Consider the following 24,398-nt stretch of genomic DNA (forward strand, 5'->3'; position numbering starts at 1 on the left):
CGGCAAGAGCATGGGTGGACTGGTTCATCAACGAATCCGGCTACCCGACCACTGAAGGCGGCGGTATGAGCCCGGTTAAAGGCGCTGAGCTTCCGGAAATTCTTAAGCAATTTGAAGGTACAGACGTAACGTTCGACACCCTTGCACCCGCAAAAGCCGGTGAAGAAGGCTGGGTGGATGCAATTGATAAAGAAGCAGAAATCGGTCTCTGGCAGCCTGACTTCAAGAAAGTTATTATCGAAGCTGCAATCGGCAACCGCAAGGATTCCTATGACGATATCATGAAAGACCTGAACGACAAATGGAAAGCGGCAAGAGCTAAGGTTACTGCTGCTAAGTGATTTTTAAACGCAGAGTGATGACAGATTCAAGAGAACGGGGAGATGCCAAAGCGCATTTTCCCCTTCACTTTTGCGGGACTTGGACAGGGTTTGGAGTTATTAGGATGTGTTCTTAGGAGGTGTGGAGAGATTGTCCAACTTGAGCTATAAAAATCAGCGGATTTTGATCATTTTTTTATTCTCGTTAGTTCCGGTAGTGCTGCTGTTGACGTTCTCATATTTACCCGTATTCAAAATGTTCCAGTACAGCTTCACAAGCTGGGACGGCTTCAGCAAAAACATGGAGTATGTGGGGTTCGACAACTACAAGACGATCTTTACCAAACCGGAGTATTTTGCCGTATTTAAGGTCAGTCTGTATTATTTCTTTGCAACGTTTGTACAAATGGGGCTGGCCCTGTATTTTGCGACCATCCTGAGCTTTAATGTTCGTCTGAAGAACTGGTTCAAAGGAATTCTGTTCTTCCCGACGCTGCTCAACGGGGTGGCTATCGGCTTCATCTTCCTGTTCTTCTTCAAGCCGGAGGGTACGCTCAATACACTGCTTGACCTGGTCGGACTTGGAGCCTGGCAGCAGAAATGGCTGCTGAATCCGCATCTGATTAATATTTCCCTCGCCTTTGCTTCGGTCTGGAGATATATGGGGATGAACTTCATTATTTTCCTTGGAGCGATTTCTTCGATCGGCAGTGATATTTATGAGGCTTCGGAAATTGACGGCGCCAACCGCTGGCACCAGTTCAGACATATCATCATTCCAAGTATCAAAAAAATTCTGCAGCTCAATCTGATCCTCGCGGTAAGCGGAGCGATCGGTGTGTTCGAAATTCCGTACGTCATGACCGGCGGCTCTAATGGCAGCGGTACGTTTGTCATTCAGACCGTTGATGTGGCCTTCAAATACAGCAAGCTGGGTCTTGCTTCGGCGATGGCTGTGGTGCTGCTGGGTATCGTTGTTATCGTGACTATTCTGCAGCGTGTGCTGATTAAGGAGGAGAAGTAAGATATGCATACTTTTAAATACAGCGCAGCTTCTTTCTTCAAATATCTTACCTTAGTCTTAGGCGCGCTCGCCGCACTGATTCCGATTATGGTCGTCTTTTTCGCATCGCTCAAAACCAATGCGGAGTACGCCAGTACCGGCCCGCTTACCCTGCCGGAGAACTGGCTGAATTTCAGCAACTATACCAAGGCTTTTGTCGACGGCAATATGCTGCTCGGCTTCATGAACACCATTATCATCGTGCTTATTTCCATTGCCGGAGCTACGCTGACCGGATCAATGATGGCCTATATTCTGGCCCGCTTCAAATTCAAAGGCAGCAAGCTGCTGATGGGCGCTTTTCTGCTGGCAACGCTGATTCCGGGTGTAACCACCCAGGTCGCTACCTTCCAGATCATCAACTCGCTGGATTTGTTCAATACGCGCTGGGCGCCGATCCTGATGTATCTCGGTACCGACATTATCGCGGTTTATATTTTCATGCAGTTCCTGGATTCAATTTCCGAGTCGCTGGATGAATCGGCCATGCTGGACGGTGCATCGTACTGGACGATTTACTGGAGAATTATTTTGCCGCTGCTGAGTCCTGCGATTGTCACGGTCATTATCGTGAAGGGTGTCAACATCTACAATGACTTTTACACGCCCTTCCTGTATATGCCAAAAAGCAGTCTCCAGGTCGTTTCCACCGCACTGTTCAAATTTAAAGGGCCTTACGGCTCGCAGTGGGAGGTTATCTGTGCCGCGATTATGATTGCGATTATTCCGACGCTGATTGCCTTCATCGCCTTGCAAAAGTACATCTATAACGGCTTTGCACAAGGCTCGGTAAAATAAAGCTGGTTATTTGATTAGGTGAAATTCACCGCAGCGCAGGCTGCCCTATTTTGAGAGGAGCTTAACTACTATGAAAGAAGTACAGCTAATCGGCAATCATCTGCCGAACATTCCCTGGCAGGACAGACCGGCAGGAAATGACAATCCGGTGTGGAGACATAATGACAACCCGGTCATCAAACGTAATCCGGCCAAAGGCGTTGCCCGGATCTTTAACAGCGCCGTAATTGCCTATGAAGGCAGCTTCCTCGGCGTATTCCGCGTAGAGGATAATACGACCCGCCCTCACCTTCGGATGGGCCATAGCGCCAACGGCCTGGATTGGAAAATCGACGACGAACCGATTCAGTTTACCGACGAAGAAGGCAAGCCGTACGCACCGCGTTATGCCTATGATCCCCGTCTTGTAAAAGTTGAGGATACTTATTATATCATCTGGTGTACAGATTTCTACGGTGCAGCCATCGGGGTAGCCAAAACCCAGGATTTCAAAACGTTCGTTAGCCTGGAAAATCCGTTCCTGCCGTTCAACCGTAATGGCGTATTGTTCCCTAAGAAGCTTAATGGCAACTTTGTGATGCTGTCCCGTCCGAGCGACAGCGGTCATACTCCGTTCGGTGACGTATTTCTGAGCGAAAGCCCGGATTTCGTCTATTGGGGCAAACACCGCCATGTCATGTCTAAAGGCGGTCAAGGCTGGTGGCAAAGTACGAAGATCGGCGGCGGCCCTGCACCGATTGAGACTACCGAAGGCTGGCTGATGTTCTATCACGGCGTAACCACAACCTGCAACGGCCTTGTCTACAGCATGGGGGCGGTGATTCTCGATATGGACGAGCCGTCCAGAGTAAAATACCGCTCCAGAAACTTCGTGCTTACACCGGAAGAATGGTATGAGGAAAGAGGCTTCGTTAACAACGTGCTGTTCCCTTGTGCAGCACTAACCGACGCCGAAACCGGCCGTATCGCCATCTACTACGGCGCTGCTGACACCTATGTAGGCGTGGCTTACACCACCGTACAGGAAATCGTTAATTATGTCATCGAAACCCATGAAGAGGTTGGCGACGACGCGGGTCCCGGCAAGATCTAGGACGGAATAGCTATTATCCGCAGCCGAGTTGCTGCACAGAGCGAAAACCCACTTACAATGGGTTTTTCGTTCTGTTTCAATCCAAGCTTCATCACCTATTTACCAAATCTAAAACAACCCTAAGGAGAATCATCATGAACGAACGATCCCTTCCCCAGTTACAAACCTATAAAGGCATCAGCCCGAAGCCGGCTGATTTCGATCAGTACTGGGAACGCGCGCTGTATGAACTGGATGCCCAGCCGCTGGATTATGAGCTGGTACCAGCCGAATTTACGAGCGAGCTGGCTGAATGTTTTCATCTGTATTTTAGAGGCGTAGGCGGAGCCAGAGTGCATTGCAAATATGTAAGACCGAAGAAGGCGGACGGCGAGAAAGGACCCGGAGTCGTCATGTTCCACGGTTACTCCTGCGACAGCGGTGACTGGCTGGAGAAGGTTGCTTATGCCGCTCACGGATTCAGTGTGCTGGCAATGGATTGCCGCGGCCAGGGCGGACTGTCCGAAGATAATCTGACAGTTCAGGGGACAACCATCCGCGGACATATTATCCGGGGGATTGATGATCCTGATCCGGACAACCTGTATTACCGCAATGTATTTCTTGATACCGCACAGACGGCGCGTATTCTGATGGCGATGCAGGAGGTGGATCCTGCGCGTGTCGGTGCATCCGGACTGTCACAAGGAGGCGGACTTACAGTAGCCTGCGCTTCTCTAGAGCCCCGCATTGCGGTGGCTGTGCCGGTCTATCCCTTCCTCTCCGATTACAAGCGGGCTTGGGAAGCGAATATTACAACCTCCGCTTATGAGGAAATTAACTATTATTTCCGCTTCTTTGATCCGCATCATCTGCGGGAGGATGAGATTTTTAACCGCCTCGGATACATTGATATTCAGAATCTTGCAGACCGGATCCAAGGCAAGGTGTTATGGGTGACCGGACTTGTGGATACGATCTGTCCGCCTTCGACACAATTCGCTACGTACAACAAAATCACAGCACCGAAAGACCTAATGGTATATCATGAATACGGTCATGAGTATCTGCCTTATCTTGCAGACCGGATGCTTCAGATGTTCATGACCTTGTAACGGGATTACCCCTTACAGGAATAATGTGGATCTGGCGGTGAGTTTTTTTGAGTAAATCAAGAGCAAGCAGTAAAGGGTTAACCTGGCTGCGCCCCTCCAAGTCGATAGGGATGCGGCTTTTTTTGGTGTTTTTCATTTCCACGATGGGAATCGTGCTGTCACTCGGCTACACTTCTTATTCCGTAGCCAAACAAACGATTGAGAACAATGCGCTGTTGGCTAATGAGCAGACGGTGAAGCAGACAGCAGAGAAGCTGGATGTGATTTTGCTGCGTTTTGAAGACAGGCTGGGAGAGCTGTTCTATAACAAGACTATTCGGCAGGCTGTGGAATCCGGTACTGCATCTGGTGCAGACCAAGAGGAACGCCAGGCCGAAGCCGGCCGGATCAAGGCTGAACTGGACAACTGGCTGGAAGCGGCGGGCAATATACAAGCGGTTTATCTCGTCCCGCGGAATGAGAGTCTTTCTGCCTCTGCGGCAGGGACTGCGGATAGCGCCTTTATGAAGGGAATCCGGGAGAACGCCTGGTTTAAGCAATTGCAGGAGAAGCCCCAGAGTCTATGGATTACTCAGGGTTTGAAGCAGGGAGAAGGTGATGGTGTCGTCCGTTTTGCCCAATCGGTATCCATTGAGTCCGGCAAGGCGGACTATGTGGCAATTTGCGATATCCGGACGACAGAACTGGAAGGTCAGCTCAGCAAGGTCAGTCTCGGGAAGGATTCCTACATTCAGCTGCTGACCGGCAAAGATGAGTTGATTGCTACTTCCCAGCATCAGGAGGCGGATTCTTATCTGCGTCTTGGCGGAACCCTGTTCAAGGGGGTAAGCCAAGCATCAGGCTCTTTGCCAACCAAGGATGAAGAAGGCAAATCGATTCTGGCGGTGTATGGAACACTCGCGAGTTCAGGCTGGAGAGTGCTCGGTGTGGTGCCTTCGGAGAATCTGACCAAGGATGCAGGACGTATCCTGAATACGACGTACATTGCCGTTGCTGCTGCAGCGCTTATTGCCGTTCTAATCGGTCTCTGGATGGTAAGGATGGTCTCAAGTCCTCTGGTCCGGCTTAAGAATCTGATGTTTCATGGTGCGGAGGGAGATCTGCGGGTACGTACCCAAGTGACTTCCCGGGACGAGATCGGCCAGTTGTCCGGTTCGTTCAATATTATGATGGAACGCATCAATGAGCTGGTTGTGCATACGAATGAGACAGCCCGTGAAGTGCTTGAGACTGCCGATGCACTGGGAAGCGCATCACGCAAGACCGCCTCAGCGGCGAAGGATATTGCCTCGGCAACAGAGGAGATTGCCGGCGGCGCAGGCAGCTTAGCCCTGGAAGCAGACCGGGGAAATGAAATGACGGAGCAAATCTCCGGACGGATGAGTGGCGTCATTGCCGCTGCGCATGAGATGAGCAGTACTGCGCATAGTGTTGGACAATCCAGTGAAGAAGGCATGGTTAAGCTGCAGGAGCTGCTGGACCGAACAGAGGGTACAGGGGAGATGACAGGCCGCCTTGTTGTGAAAGTGAATGAGCTCAAGGAAACGACCTCCTCGGTAATTAAGGTTCTGGAGGTGATGCAGAACATTACGCAGCAGACCAATATATTATCACTCAACGCAACAATTGAAGCTGCGCGGGCAGGTGAAGCAGGAAGCGGCTTCATGGTCGTGGCGGACGAAATCCGCCAGCTTGCCGAGCAGTCCAAACGCTCCATCGCCATGGTTGCCGAAATTACCGATACCATTATGAAGGATATGAATGAGACCGTAACCGCACTGTCGGAAGTGGCGCCGCTCTTCCAGGAGCAGAGGGCTTCTGTGCAGGATACGAGCGAAATCTTCGTGTCTGTACAAGGACAGATGGATCGATTCATCAACAAGCTTGATTCTGTGTCGGATTCCATTGAGGGATTGGACCAGTCACAGAGGGTGCTGTCAGAAACGATTAGTAATGTCAGCTCCTTTGCCGAGGAATCCTCAGCAGCCTCTGAGGAGGTTGCTTCACTCAGTGGTGAGCAGCAGAATGTAAGTGATCATCTGGTCGAGCTGTCCTCTAAGCTGGAGAATGCCTCGCTGATCCTTAAAGAACGATTGTCTAAATTTAGAATGTAGCTCTAATTAAAGAATACTGGCCGCTCTTTCCTTCGGGACAGGGCGGCTTTTTTACATTCATGCATTATATCCATGTAATTATTCAGTAAGGTGGGCATAATAAATGCCATGAGTCTTGACCGGCATATGTACCCGTAAATTCAGGAGGAATGGCATTGCATAAGCTTATACATAAACGCATATTCTGGAGCCTGGTGATTATGTCGGCTTTCATTGGGATACTGATTCTCAGGCTTGCCTGGGTTCAATTGCTGCTGAAGGACCGGGTGGTTCCGGGAGCGGAGTACACGCTGGCCCAGATGGCCGAAATACAAAGTGAACGGGAGACCATACTCGACAGCGGCCGGGGACGCCTCTATGACCGCAGCGGGAAGCCGCTTGCCGGGGAGACGGTATGGACCGCAGCGTTTTTTCCGCAGAAGGAGCGTGGGGGAGCGGCGGACGGCCAGGCGTTGCAGCGTCTGGCCACAGTTCTGGAGGTTACTTACGGGGACCTGGAGAGCCGGATCACCGGGCTTAAGGAACCGCTGCTCTGGCCTGTCTCCGGCGGCAAAACTCCCAAAGCGCTGTCTCCAGCGCAGGCTGAGGAAGTGGAGAGGCTTGGCATCGACGGGGTCCGGGCACTGCCTTTTACCCGCAGATACGGGAATGCCGTTACAGGCCGCCAGTGGCTGGGCTATTTGTCTGAGGTTTCACCGGCGGCAGCGAAGGAATCACCCACCGGGCTTAGAGTTCCTTTGGCCGGAACAGACGGACTGGAGAGGACGCTAGAGCCGCTGCTGCAGGGTGTAGGCCATACGGAGGCGTATGCGCAGGTGGATGCGCGCGGAAACAGGCTTTCTGGCAGCGAGATCAAAGTCAGAGCCCCCGGCAACCCGTATTATCCACTGTCTGTGTATACGACTATAGATAAAGGACTTCAGGAGGGAATAGAACGGCTGACAGAGGAAGCGGGTGTAAAGGAAGGGGCGGTAGTCGTACTGGACAGCCGAACCGGGGATATCGAGGCGATGGTGTCGCTGCCTTTTTACGATCCGGCAAAAATTTCGCCTGAAGGGGGCGAATGGAACAATCGGGCGCTGCAGGCGGCGGTTCCCGGCTCGATCTTTAAGGTTGTGACGGCTGCAGCCGCCCTGGAGGCAGGAGTGACTTCCCCGGAGGAAAAGTTCTATTGCTCCGGGCAATTCGGCAAATACGGTTTGTCCTGTCCCCATGGCAAAGGACACGGCCCTCTTACGCTGGCGCAAGGATTTGCCGTGTCCTGTAATACGGTTTTTGCAGCGCTGGCTGAGCGGCTAAGCGGAGCCCAGCTCCAGGCGGCGGCGCTGGCGCTCGGCCTGGGGAGGGATATCGGCTGGCAGGCGGAGAATACGCTGGGCCAGCCGATGCTCCGGCCGCTGGCTGGTGAGCAGCCGGGGACGATCTTCAGCACACTGCTGCCCGACGATACGGGAGCAAGAGTGCAGACAGCCATAGGGCAGCGCGATGTAACGGTAACGCCGCTCCAGGCGGCGAACCTGGTCGTTACGCTGCTGCATGGCGGCGAGGTTAGAGCGCCGCGGATTCTGCAGCGGGTAGCGTTCAAGAACGGTCAGACGCTGCAGAATCTGCCGGGACATCTGGCTCCGGCCTCTGCTGGAGCAATCTCGGCAAACACGTCCAAACTGCTGCTCTCATGGATGCGTCTGGTGGTCACTGAAGGAACAGGGAAGCGGCTGCAGACCAGTAAATGGCCGGTGGCCGGCAAATCAGGCACTGCGCAGACGATGGTGAAGGGGGTTCCCCGCAACAACCAGTGGTTTATCGGATACGGTCCGGTGGACCATCCCCGCTATGCGGTCTCGGTTGCGGTGGAGAATGTGGCCCCCGGCAGCGCTCATGCCGCGACTAAGCTGTTCGGTCAGATCTTTGATTTGCTGTCCGAATCTTCCGGAGCCTGAGTCCCGGCGGATGATTCACCAGATACGGCCCCTCCGGCAGTCGAAGGTTCAGAAGCCGCGAACGGTGACACAATGAATTCTTCCTGGGGCAGGTAGATCCAGCGCTGTAAATACCCCTGCTGGATCAGCTCTTTGATCAGAATGAGCAGGATAGGCGATAGAATCAGCCCGGCAACGCCGAAGGCTGACATGGAGAAAATCACAAATGCAAGCATTAGAAAAGCAGAGGATACGCCGATGGAATTACCGGTGATTTTCGGTTCCAGCAGCTGTCTGACAATAAGTACTACAGCGAGCAGTATTAACAGGCCGATGGCAAGCGAAGTGTTGCCGACGATAAACAGATAGACAATCCAGGGGATCAGAATAGTGGACACGCCCAGCAGCGGCAGCACATCAAACACGGCACAGACCAGCGCCATGGTGATTTCATTTCCGCTTCCAAGAATGAACAGTCCGACCAGGACGATAACGAAGGTGATGCTGATCAGGATCAGCTGGGCCTTCAAATAGGAGCCAATCGCTTTGAATACATTTCCCTGGACAAAAGCGTAAGCTGTTTTGAACGTTTTGGGCATTTTATCATGGGCAATTTTACGCCAGTCCTTAATCTCCATGCTGAGGAAGAACGCCAATATGATGGCAATGCCGAAATTCCCCATAAAGGAAGAGAAGGAACCGAGCACTCCGATCATATATTTAAAGAAAACGATCAACCATTCTGAAAGGATGTTGGTGGCGTCGGTGAAATAGCCGTTTATTTTGGCGGTCAGGTCTGCCGGCAGTGCATCGATTTTTTGTTGGAGATAGGTAGTAGCTTCTGTGAAGTGCTGCTGCACGATCACGGTATATCTGGGAAGGTTATCCTGAAATTGCAGCGCCTGTGTTGCCACAAGGAGCCCGGCACCGAACAGGATACCAAGCAGAATGACCAGGAAGAGCAGGACAGAAAGGGCAGAAGCGAAGGGTTTGGCCATTCCTTTCCGGTTAAGGAACCTGGCCAGCGGCTCAATCAGCAGGAAAACAAAAAAAGACAGGAATACCGGTGCAGCCAATTCGTATAGCTTACTGAATACGAGCATCACAAGATACACCGTCAGCACGACCAGCCCGATATCGAAGAATGTTCGCCAATATTTTTTGTACAGCGGCAGCATAGATGAACACGACTCCTTTTTCAAATAGCATAATTTAGCTGTTTTTACGTTGCTGCATATCAATGCGTTTCTTTTTAGAGAAAATGACAAAATTACCTTCCATTCATTGTACACGATTTTAATAAAAATGCGTCTTTTTCTTTGGCAGCTGTGTTAAAATAGGGGGTAACGTTTTTTGTGGGGCTTCTGCCCGCTAAAAAACCGCGAGACTTCGTTCACACTACTTGGCCGTACCCTAATATCTGCTTGCAGACGTAAGACGAGCCAAAGTCAACTCTGGAAAAGCGGGGAATTTACATGCAGACTTTGCTGCTCTGGTTATTTTATATTTCTTCCTTCTATGCGTTCATTCCCGGAATGATCAGCAGGATTTTCGGCTATCGCGTATTTCGCAAAGGCATCAAGCGAACCGAATTTGCCCTGACTTTTGATGATGGTCCGGACCCGCGCTATACACCGCAATTGCTGGATCTTCTCAAGGAGTATGATGCGAAGGCTACCTTCTTTGTCGTTGGGGCCCATGCGGAGCAGAATCCGGAGATTATTAAGCGTATGTATGATGAGGGACATCTCATCGGTATTCATAACTATGTGCACAAGACGAATTGGCTGATGCGGCCTGCAACCGTCAAACAGCAAATTAAACGTACGGGTGACATTATTTACAGTATTACCGGTGAGCGGAGTACCTATTACCGTCCACCCTGGGGGATCGTCAACCTGTTCGACTTCTCCAAGCGCAGTCAGGTGCAGATTGTCTTGTGGTCGGCCATGTTCGGCGACTGGAAAGAGAAGCTTGGCGCAGAACGGCTGACCGAAAAGCTGATCACCAAGCTGGGCCCGGGTGAAGTCATGCTGCTGCATGATTGCGGCACAACCCTCGGGGCCGACCCCAAAGCTCCTGAGCATATGCTGATTGCACTGGAGCGGATGCTGGAAGAGGCTAGGAAACGGGGGCTCCGCAGTATCCGGGTTGATGAAATGATTGAGCAGGTGCAGAAATCACCAATTCAGCAGCTCTCCTTCAGCAAACGGCTGGTCGTCGGATTATGGCTGGTCTGGGAGCAATGTTTTCAGTTTATGTTCCGCATTAAGACCATTGCTCCGGCTGATCCGTTCCTTCATTACCGGCTGCGCAAGTATCAAGGGGATCCGGTACAGATGGATAACGGTGAACGTCTGGTAAAAGGCGACAAGATTATTGAGCTCCATATCGATAACAGGCAGCTGTTTGAGCTGGGTGTGCATTCCCGGTCATCGGCACAGCTCGCGATCCGCATGATCCGCCGCATGGAGAAGGATCTGCCGGTCCTTGCCGAAAGAATTGCCGAGGATGTTGACCTGGCTGAAGCTAAAGCGCTTTACGGGGTAAGCATGCTCAACCGTGGTCCGGAGAAATTCGGATTCATGGTGCTTGACCTGCCGGACGGCTGGTTTGCCCGTTCGACCAAGTTCTATTTGAGCATCCTGCTGAGTGTTATTCATCCGGCAGGGGGAGCGCGGCTGAAAGTCCGCAGCGAGGTTCTCGTGCCGAAGATGATGCTGATGCCGGTATCGCAGCTGCTCGACCAGATGAACAAGCAGCTCCCGCAAAAACAGGTGAAGAGCCGTGAACGGATTCGCGAAGAAGAGCTGTCCCTGGAAGCTGAGCTGCCGGGAGTAACGGTTGTAAACTAGCTGCCTGAGTGTTTGCGAATTAATTCCGGTAACTTAACTCCATCGAGATAACTTCAATATGTAAAATTGTATGCCATTATAATTTCAAAAACTGCTTGAACCTCATATAAAGACAGATACAAGACAGCGGCTCCTTGAGCCTCTGTCTTTTTCATTTTGATCATTCCTCAAAGAGGGAGGTTAGTTTAGCGGAAAAAAAGGATATTATTGGTCGAATATTGAAATTACAGATAAAGGTAAATTAATAATTCGAATGGGATGCTTCATTGAACCTGATAGTGGAAATGGTGGATTTTTATATGGCGGATAAACGAACTATTGAAAGGAGAAATATATGCTAAAACTGCCTGTTTATCATTCTGTTTTTTCTTCCGAAGCACTAGTACCTGCGCTAAATGATCTTTATGAGATCGGGGACGTCATAGAATGCCGTTTTCTCTCGAACGGGCTTAATGATACTTATTCATTGAAGACCTCTACAGGGAAATACATACTACGAATCTATAAAGTGAAATGGCGAAGTATACATGACATCGCTTTCGAAGTTGAGATGCTGAATCACTTGGCCAGGAAGGAAATCCCTGTATCTGGACCAGTGGTCAAAAGGGATGGCGAGTATATTACAGAAATTGATGCAGCTGAGGGACTACGCTTCGCGGTCCTGTTTACGTATGCGGAAGGCGGATATTCCGATAAAAAAGAGAGCTGTGATTTATTTGGTGAACAAGTAGCAATGATGCATTTGGCTATGGATGATTTCGAATGCGAGCATGAAAGGTTTGCGATTGATTTGAACCATCTGCTAAAGCAGCCTGTTCAATTAATTCGGCTTGCATTAGCCCACAGGCCTGAGGACTTGGACTTTCTGGACTCGTTGTCTAATTTATTGACGAACCGAATAAATGATATCTCCTCAGAGTTGGAATGGGGTGTCTGTCATGGCGATCTTCATGGAGGCAATGTACACTTTCATGAGAATTCCTTAACTCAGTTCGATTTTGACTGCGGAGGCTTTGGTTGGAGATCCTATGATATTTCTGTTTTTTTATGGGCAAAGGTTAGAGGGAGAGAGAAGGAGCATTTTAACAATGAGATGTGGGATGTTTTCCTACAATCATACCAAAAGCACAAAGGTTTAACTGAATCCGATCTTAAGGCGATCCCTTTGTTTGTAGCGATCCGGGAAATATGGTTGATGGGTCTCCACACCGGCAACTCACAGGTTTGGGGTGGCGGTTGGCAAAATGATCATTATTTTGATACTAACCTGCAGTTTCTGCGGAATTGGTGCGAGGTTCATTCTATCGTTGAGCAGATGAAAGGGTGATATTGTAATGCAATTTAAGTTGTATACGGATGTGCATGAGTTTTACATGGATACCTATGAAGTGCTGATGCGTCATGAAGCACAAAATTTGATTCCTCTTGGCAATATCATAATTGGGCATGAAGGAAAAGACAAAACTGACTGGCGTGACCCTGTAAATTGGCTTATGGCAACTATTTCGGATGCTAAGGGCATACAGCTTACCGCCGTAATGACACCGCCACACAATCTTACGCTTTATGCAACAGACAACATAATTAACCCGGAAGCTATAAACTGTCTGATAGATGGGCTGAAAGACCATGAAATTCCAGGTGTGACAACCGAAAAAACCTTGGCAGAGTATTTTGCCAAAGAATATACCTTGCGCAAGGGAATAACTTCTACAACAACAATGAGCCAGCGTATATATGAACTTACAGCAGTAACCCCAGACCTTCAAAAGGTTGGCATTGTTCGATTGCTAGATGAAAAGGATATTCACTTTTTCCCATACTGGGCTGAAGCATTTTATGCAGCGGGGAGTTATGGCAGAACAGAAATGTCCATCCCGCAAGATGCAGATCCTTACCTATACCGAATAGCATCGAAAAAAATCTATATTTTAGAGGACAACGGGATCCCCGTTTCTATGGCAGGATATACGAGGGTAATGCAGACGGCTATTGGCGTGGCATTTGTATATACTCCTCCATATGAGCGCAGGAAGGGTTACGCTACTTCGATTGTGGCGCAAATAAGCCAACTTGCATTGGATAAAGGATTTACGAAGTGCGTCTTATATACGGACTTAGCAAATCCCATATCTAATAGCATTTATCAAAAGATAGGCTATATGCCAATTTGTGATTCGCTCCAGTTAAAATTTGAATAGCAGAATGATGCGGACAGAACCTTCTCCTACCTTAGAAAATATGTCGCATTTGCATTTTCCGGCGGGCAAACTAAAAAAGAGTCCCGGACGCATCACGCGTCCGGGACTCTTCATATGCGAGGTCAGAAGAATTAGATCTTCAGCACGCCGCCTTTGCTTGCATTGGTAACGAGTGCGGAATAACGGGCCAGGTAGCCTTTTTTGACCTTAGGCTCAAAGCCTTTCCAGCCGGAGCGGCGGATGGCCAGGGTTTCCTCATCAACCAGCAGCTCGATCTTGCGGTTGATAAGATCCAGCTCGATGATATCGCCGTCCTCAACGAAAGCGATCGGGCCGCCTTCTGCTGCTTCCGGGGAGATGTGACCGATGCTGATCCCGCGGGATGCGCCGGAGAAACGTCCGTCAGTGATCAGACCGACTTTGGCGCCGAGACCCATACCGACGATCTGGGAAGTAGGAGCGAGCATTTCCGGCATGCCGGGTCCGCCCTTAGGACCTTCGTAACGTATAACCACGACATGGCCTTCTTTAACCTTGCCATTGGCGATGCCTTCCAGTGCAGTTTCCTGTGAATCGAAGCAGATCGCAGGGCCTTTATGATAACCGCCTACCGAGGCGTCAACAGCACCGACCTTGATGATCGAGCCTTCCGGTGCGAGGTTGCCGTACAGCACGGCCAAACCGCCAACCTCGGAGTACGGCTTGTCCAGCGGATGGATAACGGTCGTGTCCAGAATCTCGTGCCCCCGGACATTCTCGGCCAGTGTCTTGCCGGTAACGGTCATGCAGTCGCCGTAGATAGCTCCCGGTTTCTTGAGCAGTTCATTTAGCACGGCGCTTACGCCGCCTGCACGGTCGACGTCTTCGATGAAGATATCGGACGCTGGAGCGAGCTTGGCCAGATAAGGTACACGGTTAGCAACTTCGTTGATACGTTCCAGCGGGTAGTCGATCTCAGCTTCCTGTGCCAGTGCCAGGGTATGAAGCACGGTGTTTGTGGAGCCGCCCATCGCCATATCAAGGGCAAAGGCGTTGTCCAGCGATTCCTTGGTTACGATGTCGCGCGGTTTAAGATCCAGCTTGATCAGCTCCATCAGCTGGGTCGCTGATTTGCGGACGAAGTCTCTGCGTTCTTCAGCAACGGCCAGGATGGTGCCATTGCCCGGAAGGGCGAGGCCCATAGCTTCGGCCAGGCAGTTCATGGAGTTCGCGGTAAACATACCGGAGCAGGAGCCGCAGGTAGGGCAGCCGAATTGTTCTAATTCCAGCAGTTCAGCATCATTGATCTTACCGACCTGATGCGCGCCTACGCCTTCGAATACAGAAGTAAGGGAAAGCTTTTTGCCTTTGCTGTCTACGCCGGCCTTCATAGGTCCGCCGCTGACGAAGATGGTCGGGATGTTGACACGCAGGGCGCCCATCATCATGCCCGGGGTGATTTTATCACAGTTAGGAATACAGACCATACCGTCGAACCAGTGCGCGGAAACAACGGTTTCCAGAGCATCGGCGATGATCTCGCGGCTTGGCAGGGAATAACGCATCCCGATGTGGCCCATAGCGATACCGTCATCTACGCCGATCGTGTTGAATTCAAACGGCACGCCGCCGGCTTCGCGGATGGCTTCCTTGACGATTTTGCCGAATTCCTGCAGATGCACATGACCCGGTACAATATCAATATAGGAGTTGCAGACCGCGATAAACGGTTTGCCGAAATCCTCCTCTTTTACTCCGGCGGCACGCAGCAGACTGCGGTGCGGAGCCCGGTCAAAGCCTTTTTTAATCATGTCTGAACGCATTTTCTTGGCTGCCATAATGAAAATTCCCTCCTGATTGTTTGGTAGTCTAAAAATTGCAGAACGAATATAGTGTCGCATTAACGCATTGCAATCCCGAAATATGCGTATCTGCGGTTTATAGAAAGAACGGGGTCCAGCTTCGGTTAACAGAAGGAGGGCGGAGCCGTTTCTATAAAAAACAAGGCATTGTAGTAAACAAAGCTGGATGATCCTGCTGGAGGAAGCAGCCAGCTTTGTTATAAGAGAGTCTATCACAAAAGGCCTATTTTTTCTACCGGACAATGTGAAGTTTGTCGCACCGGGGGAACCGGGCAGCGGAATGCTGGAAGCAGGATTCGTCCGGCGGGTAAGGGGGGGGAAGAAGGAACATTATTTAAAAGCTCGAAGCTTCCTGGAATTTGTTACAGGAATATTGTAATAAATGATCTTTTGAATGTAATTCCAATGTTCAACTTATATCCCTTTATAACGAGGGTTAAATATACAATGGATCAGGTCGGAGAATCTCCGGCCTGAAATTACAATAACGCCCTGCTTCGTGAGCGGATACTCACTCCTGAAGCAGGGCGTTCATTTATTGAACGGGGCAGGATTAGCCCGGTATTGTCAGGGGGTACGGCGCAGGGCGGCGCGCTGCAGCGTGATCATCCAGTTCACAGACGGTTCAACCAGCGGGTGAAGCAGCCGTTTGACGGCCGGCTGGGCCAGCAGAACGGTGAAGAGTACGGCAGTAAGCAGTACAATAGCGGCCCCTGCAGCATTGCCGATATAGTCATAGATTCCGGAAGCAGCGGCAAGACGGACCACAAGGCCGTGAAGCAGGAAGACGTACAGCGTACGGCGGCCCCAGTCGGTCATCCGGCTCAGCCCGTAAGGTACGAGTCCCAGAAAGGCAAGCGAAGCAGTGATCTGCACAGCGTACAGCGCCAGGCGGTACACACCTGCGTACCATACCTCCGCTCCAAGCTGCATATAAGTCATGTTGCCATACAGCCAGCCGAGCGGAATATCCGGACCCGATACAGCCAGAACAGCAAGGACTAGAAGGGAGGCTGCGGCTGCTGCGGCCTTAATATATTTCTGGTACAGCTTGGCGAAGGCGGCGAAGGAAAAATGATAGCCGATTACGAAATACGGCAAATATACAAACGTGCGGCTGATGCTGAACCATACTCCGTCAACCTGTAAATATCCGACAGCAACTCCCGCAGCTACGGCGAAGGCGATTTGAGCGGTTTTGGACCACTTGCCCATACCGAGCATCAGCAGACGCCAGCAGGCATGACTGGCCAGGAACCATAAGAGCAGATAAGGTGCGAATATAGAATGATGTATGCCGTTTACATGAAAGAGGGAAACATCCAGCGCAGAATACAGGCTCTGGAAAATCAGGTACTGCATGCCGATCTGAAGCAGTACTTTACGGCCTGCGGCCCCGTTCAGGCTCTGCTTCGCGAAATATCCGGTAACAAGCACGAACAGCGGCATATGAAAACTGAAGATCCACATATACAGCCCGTGCATGCCATTCATTCTGGTGATTAGAGGTTCGATAGCATTGCCGGCAAATACAGTGATGATAAGCATGAAACGCAGGTTGAGAAAAAAGGTTTCCCCACGCGCCTCCAGCGGATTTTCCCTTACCATAACCTAACCCCCAAAAGTTGATCTATAAAAATAAATTAATTTAATTTTAAAATACATGATTTCAGGTTTTGATATTGTGAATTCAATCACAATGGAAAGCGCTATCAGGCAGATTAATTGTGGCGATCTGTTGAAGGTTGTTTGATTTCTTTGATTACTCTATAATTTTCTGTATGCAGTACACGGGAGTGAAACTATTGAAGAAATTAATATCCAGACGAAGAGTCCTCCTTTCACTTGCAGTGCTTCTGGTTATAGCGGGACTTCTGCTGTGGAGATATTTGACCCCTTATGCCCCTGCTGAGAATGCCGAGTCTGCGCTGATCTCCGCAGGAGGAGTAACTGTAGAACAGAATGATAACTGGATTTCGTTTGAACCATCGGTAATATCGGGTACGGCAGTGATTTTCTATCCCGGCGCACTGGTTGAGGCCGAGGCTTATGCGCCGCTGGCCCACAAAATCGCTGCCGCAGGGCATCCGTTTTACATAGCCAAAATGCCGCTCAATCTGGCGGTCATTAAGGGAGATGCCGCAGATGAAATGATCCGTGTGCATCCCCGGCAGACCTTTGTGCTGGGCGGCCATTCTCTGGGCGGTGTAATGGCGTCGCGTTATGCTGCCGGACATGCGGATCAGCTGGAAGGCGTGTTTTTCCTGGCCTCTTATCCGGACGAGAAAGGCAACCTCAAAGATACTACGCTGTCAGTCTTATCTGTGCTTGGAACGGAGGATAAGGTAGTCGACAGAGACAATTACAATGAAGGCCGGGCTTATTTGCCGGGCAATACGGTATATTACTCCGTCACTGGCGGTAATCACGCCCAGTTCGGAAGCTATGGTCCCCAGAAGGGTGACGGGCAAGCGGAGATTACCGAAGAAGAGCAGCAGAACCGCACAGCGCGGGCGATGCTGGATTGGCTGGGCAATCTTCGTTAGCACGTAACGTGAGAGAGGAGGCGGAGCATGCCGCTGCTGCATGTGAATGATTTATCTGTACCCTGCCAAGCCATTTTATTCGACAAGGACGGCACGCTGCTGGATCTGCTTGCAACCTGGGGAACCTGGGCGGAACTGGTCCTGCAGGGGCTGGGCAATCAGCTGGCGCTGATTGGAGACGGCTTCAGCGGCGATCTGTCCGGGGTGCTCGGCACCCGGCATGATGCTTCCGGCCGGGTGATTGGCTACGATCCTGCCGGGCCGCTCTCCATGGCTACCGCCGAGGAGACATACGGCATTCTGGCCTGGCATCTGTACAGCGCCGGGGTTCCCTGGAACGAGGCGGTAATGAGGGTCACGGCCATTGCCAAAGAGGCGATGAACGAACTGCGGACCCGCCGCATTGCAGCACCTTTGCCGGAACTGCTGCCGTTCCTGCAGCAATGTGCCGCCGCCTCCTTAAAGCTTGGAGTCGTCACTTCGGACGGCTCCGGGACGACTGGCGAGCAGCTGGAGTGGATGGGTATTACCGGATACTTTCATACTATTGTAACAAGGGACCGGGTTAGCCGCGGCAAGCCGGCTCCTGAAATGGCTGAAACGGCTTGCCGTGAGCTTGGAATTCCGCCGGAGTATACAGTCATCATCGGCGACAGTAATGCAGATATGCAGCTCGGTAAAGGTGCCGGCCTGCGCCTATCCATCGGGATTTCCCCGGAGGGATCCGCCGGTCATTTACTGGATGCTGACACTGTAATTGCCGGTTATCATCAGCTTCGCCTTACATGTTGAACTCTTGCTTAGAAAGGATGCGTGTAGACCATGGATCAATTGCAGACACTGGTTTCCTGGATCAAGGATAGCGGCAACATTGTATTTTTCGGAGGGGCAGGCACCTCTACCGAAAGCGGGATTCCGGATTTCCGCTCCGCAGCGGGCTTATATCAGACTGAGCATAACTCCCCGTATCCGCCTGAAGTGATGCTAAGCCGCAGATTTTTTATGTCCTCACCGGACGTTTTTTTTGATTTCTACCGCAGCAAAATGATCCACCCGGAGGCACCCCCGAACGGTGCCCACCTGCTGCTGGCTGAGCTGGAGCGCCAAGGCAGGCTGAAGGCGGTAATCACCCAGAATATCGACGGGCTGCATCAGCTTGCAGGAAGCCGCACAGTATTCGAGCTGCACGGTTCGATACACCGTAATCATTGCATGAGCTGCAGCCGGTTCTACGATCTGGATCAGATCATAGAGTCGGCTGAGCGGGTGCCCCGCTGCCCCGAATGCGGCGGCATCATTAAGCCCGATGTAGTGCTGTATGAGGAAGAGTTGGATCATGATGTGCTGTTAGGCTCCATCGCGGCAATAGCCGCTGCTGATCTGCTGATCATCGGCGGAACCTCGCTTACCGTGCAGCCGGCAGCCAGTCTCGTCACCTATTTCCACGGACGGCATACGGTCCTGCTGAACGGCGAGCCGACTCCCTACGACCATCATGCTGATCTGATCATAACAGATCGGATAGGTGAGGTTATGGGGAGAATTCAAAAGCTGCTTTGAACGGTTTTCTAGGTTGTGAGATTACAATGGAGGCGTACGGTTTAAAATAGGGTAATGCAGCAACAGAGGAAACGAGAGGCAGGGATCAGCAATGGTATATGTGGCTAGCGATGAACGGTATGAAATTATGCGTTACAACCGCTCGGGCAGATCGGGCCTCAAGCTTCCGGCCATATCACTGGGACTGTGGCATAACTTCGGCGGGATCGATGCCTATGAGAACGGCCGGGAAATGATTACACGCTCGTTTGATCTCGGCATTACCCATTTTGATCTGGCCAATAACTATGGTCCGCCTGCCGGTTCGGCAGAGGAGCTATTCGGCAAGGTACTTGCCCGTGATCTTTCCGCCTACCGTGATGAAATGGTGATCTCTACAAAGGCGGGATATTATATGTGGCCGGGTCCTTACGGTGACTGGGGCTCACGAAAATATATGCTGTCCAGCCTGGATCAGAGCCTGAAGCGGCTGGGGCTGGATTTTGTCGATATTTTTTATTCGCACCGTCCGGATCCGCACACCCCGCTAGAAGAGACAATGGGAGCCCTTGATCATGCCGTGCGTACCGGGAAAGCGCTCTATGTTGGAATATCCAACTATACGGCGGAGCAGACCCTGGAGGCCATCCGGATTCTGAACGGGCTGGGCACACCGCTGCTGATTCATCAACCTAGATACTCTATGCTCGACCGCTGGATTGAAGGCGGCCTGCAGCAGGTGCTGGAAGAGAACGGGGTCGGCAGTATCGCATTCACCCCGCTGGCCCAGGGGCTGTTGACGAATAAATACATGAACGGGATTCCCGAGGACTCCAGAGCCGCCGGCCCGTCCACCGCGCTGAGTGAAAGCCGGATCACGCCGGAGGTGCAGCGCAAAATCCGCGCACTCAATCAGCTGGCCGTCTCACGCGGACAGAGTCTGGCGCAGCTTGCGCTTCAGTGGACGCTCCGCGGCGGTAAAGTGACCTCGGCGCTGATCGGTGCCAGCCGGGTGGCCCAGATTGAAGAGAATATCGCTGCCTTGTCTCACGCAGAATTCTCGCAGGAAGAACTGGACCGGATGGAAACGATTCTTAAAACTGAGAGTGAAGCCTGACGGTCTGACCCATTTCAATAATTAGATAATCAACTTAGTTGTATAGAGTACACATAAGTACAGCGGGGTAACCCCGGGCAGCCCGTTCCTGAGAAGGAAACGGGCTGTTGCTCTAAATAAAGATAAGGCTCGCAGAAAAACAAGGGAAACGGCCACTTTATCCGGGCTAAGTCCAAGATTGTAAAGGTCTATTTCTCACTATGCCTCGCAGTGGCCAGGCGGTAGGATGTCGGGGATTGGCTGCAGAAACGCTTGAACTGGCGCGAGAAGTACAGCGCATCGGTCAGGCCGACAGAAGCGGCAACCTGTTCGACCGACAGCTCCGGACGCTCGCGCAGCAGCTGGCGTGACTTCTCAATACGCAGCTTGAGCAGGTAGGTTACAGGCGACAGGCCGGTCTCCTGCTTGAAAATCCGCGACAGGTAGGCGCGGTTATAGCCCAGACTGCCGCACATTTGCTCAATGGACACCGGATGGGCATACTGGGAAGCCATGTAGTGGATCATTTGCTTTACTGTACGTTTGACCTGCGATTCCGCCCCCGCCAGCCGCGAGGAGGAGAGGTGGCGTTCAGCAGCTTCCCCGATAATCAGATACAGATAACCGAGTGAAGTGAGATGGGCGCTCTCCTTATTGGCATAGAAGGATTGCATCATTCCCGCTACAGCTCCGGGAATCACCGTGCCTTCTGCGGTAGTAAGCACCGGCTGCTGCGGTGAAAAGCCGGCCTGCAGCACAAGCTCATCCGCATCTGCGCCGGTAAATGCCGCCCAGCGGTAACGCCAGGGCTGCTGCTGATCCGAGACGTAGCTGACGAGCTGACCCGGATGGATCAGGAAGCAGTCTCCCGGGCCCAGCGCGTATTTGCGGTGCTCGGTAGTAAAGTGGCCGAAGCCGGATTCGATGAAATGGAGCAGATAATAATCGTAGATCTTCGGACCGGCCTGATGTACCGGCAGGGTCTGGCTTTCGCCGGCAAACAGGACATGCAAATTCTGTTTATCATAGTAAACGGGGTTTGAGCCTACGGAATAGGTATGTTCCACACTGACAGATCCTTTCCTTTAGTTAACGCTATCAATGCCCTATATGCGGGCGGAGGGGGAGAATGCCGTTTATCCGGCCCTTACAAAGTATAACGTGCGAAGTCACATTTATCCATACATTACACACATGATTGCATTATCAGGGCAAGTCTGATTTTATTATAATGTAAGCATAAAGAACGCATTAATATTCCAGCAAGCCAAGTGAAAACAGCGAAAGGATGGAGTGGCATTAATGAGCATACAGGAACTTAACAGCAAATTTATCGAGAAGTACGGCGAAAGCACCGAGGAGGCGCGGGTATTTTATGCTCCGGGCCGTGTGAATCTTATCGGAGAGCATCTGGATTACAACGGAGGTTACGTGTTCCCGGCAGCACTGGACTTCGGCACTACCCTGATCGTGCGTCCGCGCACCGACGGTAAGGTTCGGTTCGCTTCCACGAACTTCCCTTATGAAGCTACTATCGACTACAGTGAAATTGGCAAAGCCAAAACCGGTGAATGGGTGGATTATCCAGTCGGTGTCCTTGTGGAGCTGGCGAAGAAGGATCTTCCGCTCTCCGGCGGCTACGATCTGCTATTCCACGGCGATATTCCGAACGGCTCCGGCCTTTCCTCCTCGGCTTCCATCGAAGTCGTAACCGGTTATGCCTTCCTGTCGCTGCTGGGCGGAGATACGGATACTGTAGAGATTGCCCTGTTGTCCCAGCGTGCAGAGAATCAGTACGTGGGTGTCAACTCGGGGATCATGGATCAGTTCGCAGTAGCCAACGGCAAACGCGACCACGCTATTCTCCTGATGTGCGACACGCTGGAATACAGCCTGGTGCCATTTGCAACAGGCGCTTATAAGCTGGTAATCGGCAATACGAACAAGAAGAGAGGCCTTGTAGATTCCAAGTACAACGAGCGCCGCAGCCAATGTGATGAAGCGCTGGCCATCCTCAAGCAGGAAGTGCCTTCCCTGTCCTACCTGGCAGAACTTAAACCTGAGCAATTCGAGCTCCATCAGGATAAAATTGCGGACGAAACCGTCAGACGCCGTGCCCGCCATGTTGTGGAAGAGAACCAGCGTGTGCTTGACTCTGTGGAGGTGCTGAAGAACAATGACCTGAAGCAGTTCGGCTTGTTCATGAACGACTCCCACACTTCGCTCCGCGATCTGTATGAAGTGAGCTGCGAGGAGCTGGATGTTATGGTTGAAGAAGCACAGCGTATTCCCGGCACGCTTGGTTCCCGGATGACCGGTGCAGGGTTCGGCGGATGTACCGTATCGCTGGTACATGAAGATGATGTGGAACGCTTTATCCGTGAAGTAGGCGAAGCTTATACAGCAAGAACCGGTCTTACCGGCGAATTCTATGTATGCGGCATCGGCAACGGTGTAGAAGAACTAGAAGGAGTGAAATAAGATGGCGATTCTAGTAACAGGCGGAGCAGGGTATATCGGATCTCATACAGTGGCGGAGCTGCTGGACCGGGGTGAGGAAGTTGTAGTGATCGACAATCTGCTGACAGGTCACCGTGAGGCGCTGCTGGGCGGCAAGCTGTATGAGGGCGATCTGCGCGATAAGGCGCTGCTGGCGAAGCTGTTCTCCGAGAACAAGATTGAAGCGGTAATTCATTTTGCCGCCAGCTCGCTGGTCGGCGAGAGCATGAAGGACCCGGTTAAATACTACGATAACAATGTGTACGGCACCCAATGTCTGCTGGAAGCCATGCAGCATGCCGGTGTGGACAAAATTGTCTTCTCCTCGACTGCGGCGACCTACGGCGAACCGGAAAAGGTGCCAATTGAGGAAAGCGACCGCACAGAGCCGGCGAATGTATACGGTGAAACCAAGCTGACCATGGAACGCATGATGGCCTGGTTCGACAAAGTACTCGGCATCAAATATGTTGCACTCCGCTACTTTAACGCTGCCGGCGCACATAACAGCGGCAAAATCGGCGAAGACCACCGTCCGGAGAGCCATCTGGTTCCACTGGTACTGCAAACAGCACTTGGCCAGCGCGAGAGTATTGCTGTCTTCGGAGATGACTATCCGACGGAGGACGGAACCTGCGTACGCGACTACATCCATGTCAGCGACCTGGCTGATGCCCATATCCGCGCGGTAACCTATCTGCGCAGCGGCAGCGCCAGCAATATTTTCAACCTTGGTAACGGTCTAGGCTTCTCAGTGAAGCAAGTGATTGAAGCTGCCAAGAAGGTGACAGGCCGGGATATTCCGGTTGTTGTCCAGGAACGACGCGCCGGTGACCCGGCGGTGCTGGTAGCTTCCTCGGCCAAAGCGCGTTCGGTACTCGGCTGGAATCCGCAGCGTGCAGACATCGAAGATATCATTCAGAGCGCCTGGAACTGGCATTCTGCGAACCCGCAGGGTTACGGAGAATAATACACAGATTACGCTAGACCCACATGAAGGAGAATTAACATGCCTAACGATAACCATGCCGCTCCCGCCGCACAGCAGGCCCTGTATGCGATCGAACAGCTTGTCCTGTTCGCATCGCACCACCAGCTGATCCAGCCGGCGGATATCGATTACAGCCGCAATGAACTGCTCGACCAGTTCGGATTCAGCGAGCCTTATGCTCTGGAGTTCAACGAAGCTCCGCTGACCAGCCCGCAGGCGCCGCTTGATGTGCTGATTGATTACGGCTTCGAAACCGAGCTAATTCCGGAGAACACCGATACGTACCGCGATCTGCTGGATGCCAAAATCATGGGACTGCTGATGGCCCGGCCTTCGGAGGTGAACGCCGAGTTCTACAGTCTTACTGCCAAGCAGGGCATAACTGCGGCTACAGACCGCTTCTACAAGCTGAGCATCGATTCCAACTAT

General features: G+C 51.7%; 19 protein-coding genes and 2 pseudogenes. 17 read left to right on the forward strand and 4 right to left on the reverse strand.

The genetic code is table 11. The annotated features are described in order from the left end of the window. From AQR02_RS33580 to AQR02_RS04915, 7 genes and pseudogenes are all read left to right on the forward strand, one after another. Positions 1–341, forward strand: a pseudogene (locus AQR02_RS33580) (carbohydrate ABC transporter substrate-binding protein); the annotation flags it as partial. Positions 342–462: 121 nt separating this feature from the next. Next, positions 463–1,344, forward strand: coding sequence for a carbohydrate ABC transporter permease (locus tag AQR02_RS04890; RefSeq protein ID WP_054939616.1), 882 nt, complete (start codon positions 463–465; stop codon positions 1,342–1,344). 3 nt (positions 1,345–1,347) lie between these two features. Then, a complete protein-coding gene (locus AQR02_RS04895) occupies positions 1,348–2,181 on the forward strand; it encodes a carbohydrate ABC transporter permease (RefSeq protein ID WP_054939617.1) in 834 nt (277 codons plus the stop codon). Positions 2,182–2,251: 70 nt separating this feature from the next. Continuing rightward, positions 2,252–3,274 (forward strand): glycoside hydrolase family 130 protein, encoded by a 1,023-nt coding sequence (locus tag AQR02_RS04900; protein ID WP_054939618.1) that lies wholly within the window; start codon positions 2,252–2,254, stop codon positions 3,272–3,274. 134 nt (positions 3,275–3,408) lie between these two features. Next, complete coding sequence (locus AQR02_RS04905) at positions 3,409–4,368, forward strand: acetylxylan esterase (RefSeq protein ID WP_054939619.1); 960 nt, start codon at positions 3,409–3,411, stop codon at positions 4,366–4,368. Positions 4,369–4,415: 47 nt separating this feature from the next. Beyond that, positions 4,416–6,482: a methyl-accepting chemotaxis protein gene (locus tag AQR02_RS04910; RefSeq protein WP_148449063.1), complete on the forward strand. Its 2,067-nt coding sequence runs from the start codon at positions 4,416–4,418 to the stop codon at positions 6,480–6,482. A 200-nt stretch (positions 6,483–6,682) separates the two neighbouring features. Further along, positions 6,683–8,422, forward strand: coding sequence for a peptidoglycan D,D-transpeptidase FtsI family protein (locus AQR02_RS04915; protein WP_245237133.1), 1,740 nt, complete (start codon positions 6,683–6,685; stop codon positions 8,420–8,422). Here the strand turns inward: AQR02_RS04915 and AQR02_RS04920 are convergent. After that, the gene (locus tag AQR02_RS04920; protein WP_054939622.1) at positions 8,383–9,579 is read right to left on the reverse strand and encodes an AI-2E family transporter; all 1,197 of its coding nucleotides are present in this window, start codon (positions 9,577–9,579) and stop codon (positions 8,383–8,385) included. The two genes, AQR02_RS04915 and AQR02_RS04920, sit on opposite strands and share 40 nt — an antisense overlap. Positions 9,580–9,876: 297 nt before the next feature. Between AQR02_RS04920 and AQR02_RS04925 the strand changes: the two genes are divergently transcribed. From AQR02_RS04925 to AQR02_RS04935, 3 genes are all read left to right on the forward strand, one after another. Further along, complete coding sequence (locus AQR02_RS04925; protein WP_054939623.1) at positions 9,877–11,256, forward strand: polysaccharide deacetylase family protein; 1,380 nt, start codon at positions 9,877–9,879, stop codon at positions 11,254–11,256. Between the two features lie 334 nt (positions 11,257–11,590). Continuing rightward, entirely contained in the window at positions 11,591–12,583 is a 993-nt protein-coding gene (locus AQR02_RS04930) for a phosphotransferase (protein WP_054939624.1), read from the forward strand. 7 nt (positions 12,584–12,590) lie between these two features. Beyond that, positions 12,591–13,457, forward strand: a complete 867-nt coding sequence (locus AQR02_RS04935; protein WP_054939625.1) for a GNAT family N-acetyltransferase — start codon at positions 12,591–12,593, stop codon at positions 13,455–13,457. Positions 13,458–13,588: 131 nt separating this feature from the next. On the opposite strand, the gene ilvD is transcribed toward AQR02_RS04935, so the two are convergent. Both ilvD and AQR02_RS04950 read right to left on the reverse strand, forming a co-directional pair. Further along, complete coding sequence (gene ilvD, locus AQR02_RS04940; protein WP_054939626.1) at positions 13,589–15,274, reverse strand: dihydroxy-acid dehydratase; 1,686 nt, start codon at positions 15,272–15,274, stop codon at positions 13,589–13,591. Between the two features lie 591 nt (positions 15,275–15,865). Next, entirely contained in the window at positions 15,866–16,906 is a 1,041-nt protein-coding gene (locus AQR02_RS04950; protein WP_054939628.1) for an acyltransferase family protein, read from the reverse strand. A 188-nt stretch (positions 16,907–17,094) separates the two neighbouring features. On the opposite strand from AQR02_RS04950, the gene AQR02_RS04955 reads away from it, so the two are divergent. The 4 genes from AQR02_RS04955 to mgrA all read left to right on the forward strand — a co-directional run bounded on the left by AQR02_RS04955 (position 17,095) and on the right by mgrA (position 20,500). Beyond that, on the forward strand, positions 17,095–17,844 hold the full coding sequence (locus AQR02_RS04955) for an alpha/beta hydrolase (RefSeq protein ID WP_245237134.1): 750 nt from the start codon (positions 17,095–17,097) through the stop codon (positions 17,842–17,844). A 27-nt stretch (positions 17,845–17,871) separates the two neighbouring features. Next, entirely contained in the window at positions 17,872–18,636 is a 765-nt protein-coding gene (locus AQR02_RS04960) for an HAD family hydrolase (protein ID WP_054939630.1), read from the forward strand. 30 nt (positions 18,637–18,666) lie between these two features. Further along, on the forward strand, positions 18,667–19,404 hold the full coding sequence (locus AQR02_RS04965; protein WP_054939631.1) for an NAD-dependent protein deacylase: 738 nt from the start codon (positions 18,667–18,669) through the stop codon (positions 19,402–19,404). Between the two features lie 91 nt (positions 19,405–19,495). After that, the gene (gene mgrA / locus AQR02_RS04970) at positions 19,496–20,500 is read left to right on the forward strand and encodes an L-glyceraldehyde 3-phosphate reductase (RefSeq protein ID WP_054939632.1); all 1,005 of its coding nucleotides are present in this window, start codon (positions 19,496–19,498) and stop codon (positions 20,498–20,500) included. 188 nt (positions 20,501–20,688) lie between these two features. On the opposite strand, the gene AQR02_RS04975 is transcribed toward mgrA, so the two are convergent. Continuing rightward, complete coding sequence (locus AQR02_RS04975; protein WP_054939633.1) at positions 20,689–21,546, reverse strand: AraC family transcriptional regulator; 858 nt, start codon at positions 21,544–21,546, stop codon at positions 20,689–20,691. Between the two features lie 235 nt (positions 21,547–21,781). Here AQR02_RS04975 and AQR02_RS04980 point away from each other — a divergent pair, with 235 nt between their 5' ends. The 3 genes and pseudogenes from AQR02_RS04980 to AQR02_RS04990 form a co-directional block, all read left to right on the forward strand. Further along, the gene (locus AQR02_RS04980; protein WP_054939634.1) at positions 21,782–22,960 is read left to right on the forward strand and encodes a galactokinase; all 1,179 of its coding nucleotides are present in this window, start codon (positions 21,782–21,784) and stop codon (positions 22,958–22,960) included. Position 22,961: 1 nt separating this feature from the next. Then, a complete protein-coding gene (galE, locus tag AQR02_RS04985; protein WP_054939635.1) occupies positions 22,962–23,948 on the forward strand; it encodes a UDP-glucose 4-epimerase GalE in 987 nt (328 codons plus the stop codon). 39 nt (positions 23,949–23,987) lie between these two features. Beyond that, positions 23,988–24,398 (forward strand): annotated as a pseudogene (locus AQR02_RS04990) (UDP-glucose--hexose-1-phosphate uridylyltransferase); the annotation flags it as partial.

Source organism: Paenibacillus ihuae (assembly GCF_001368795.1).
GTDB classification, from domain to species: Bacteria; Bacillota; Bacilli; order Paenibacillales; family Paenibacillaceae; genus Paenibacillus_AQ; species Paenibacillus_AQ ihuae.